1 protein-coding gene is annotated in these 490 nt (G+C 76.3%); it reads left to right on the forward strand.

Features of this window, described 5'->3' with window-relative positions; translation table 11 throughout:
* Nucleotides 1-490: zinc-binding dehydrogenase (locus IE98_RS0141690; RefSeq protein WP_030278007.1), on the forward strand; the 490-nt coding region annotated here is incomplete at both ends.

Raw genomic sequence — 490 nt, forward strand, 5'->3', positions numbered from 1 at the left:
CGGCCTGTGCGGGGTGCTGGCCGCGCACCGCCTCGGTGCGGGGCGGATCATCGCGCTCGGCCGGCACGAGCAGCGCACCGCGATCGCCCGCAGCTTCGGCGCCACCGACGTGGTCGCCGAGCGCGGCGGGGCGGCGGTCGAGGCGGTCAGGGAGCTGACCGGCGGTCAGGGCGCGCACGCGGTGCTGGAGGCCGTCGGGACGGAGGAGTCGATGCGGACCGCGATCTCGATCGCCCGGGACGGCGGCGCGGTCGGCTACGTGGGGGTGCCGCACGGCGGCAGTGCCGGTGTCGACATAGCCCAGATGTTCGGCCGGAACGTCACGCTGGCCGGCGGTGTCGCCCCCGCCCGGGCGTACATTCCGGAGCTGCTGCCGGACGTGCTGTCCGGGGCGATCGACCCGGGCCTGGTCTTCGACCGCACGGTCGGCCTCGACGGGGTGCCGGAGGGCTACCGCGCGATGCACGACCGCGAGGCGCTGAAGGTCCGC

Origin of the sequence: Streptomyces sp. NRRL B-24484, from assembly GCF_000717715.1 — a bacterium.
Classification (GTDB): Bacteria; Actinomycetota; Actinomycetes; order Streptomycetales; family Streptomycetaceae; genus Kitasatospora.